At 70.2% G+C, this 665-nt stretch carries 1 protein-coding gene; it reads right to left on the bottom strand.

The window, feature by feature from the left end; all coding sequences use genetic code 11:
* The coding region (locus R1101_RS0125060; protein WP_026003672.1) for a hypothetical protein at positions 1 to 577 on the bottom strand (577 nt) is incomplete at its 3' end.
* Between the last annotated feature and the right edge of the window lie 88 nt (positions 578 to 665).

Here is a 665-nt window from a genome sequence, read left to right as displayed (position 1 = left end):
AGAAGAGCAGCATGGAGCCGACGCCCCACGCACCCGCGACGAGGGCGGGCTTCCACCACGGTTCCGAATACCAGCCCGCGGGAACGGGCCGCCCCGCGACGCGACCGCCCGGATAGTAGTTCGGCGTCGCCGAGGACGGCGACGGCGATGCGGCGATCGTGCGGCCCTCGAAGTCGACGGTGCGCTTCTCGGTGACCTCACCCGCGGATTTCTGACCGTCGAGCGTCGGGATCTCCGGGCCCGGATCCATGCCCATCGCCAGGCGTGCCGCCCGGATGTAGTACAGACCTTCGAGGGCGGTCTGCTTCGCGAGGCGCGCCTGCATCGGTGTGTTCGCCTGCTCGATCTGGGAGCCGGCGGCGGTGAACCGTTCGGAGGCGTCCGCGAGTGCCTGACGCGAGGCGTCGTCGGTGCCGGTCAGATTGTAGATCTGGCCGCCGAGGCGCTCGATGGCCTGCCGCGCGTCGGCTCTGGCGTCGTCGAGGGTGTCGGTCCGGTGACGAGTGGTGCCCTTCTGGGCGCGGGAGACGAAGTAGACCACGGCGCCGACGGCGGCGACGATGAGCAGAAGTTCCACGGCCGATCCTTCCGGTCGGGGGATGGTCCTGTCCTCCAGCGTACCGACGGGAAGGCTCACTCCCCGAGGACCGCGCGCAACCCGTCCT

This window comes from Rhodococcus sp. R1101 (genome assembly GCF_000278445.1).
In the GTDB taxonomy this organism is placed as follows: Bacteria; Actinomycetota; Actinomycetes; order Mycobacteriales; family Mycobacteriaceae; genus Rhodococcus; species Rhodococcus gordoniae.
Note: the sequence above shows the minus strand (reverse complement) of the source record. Positions and strands in the feature narration are given on the sequence as shown.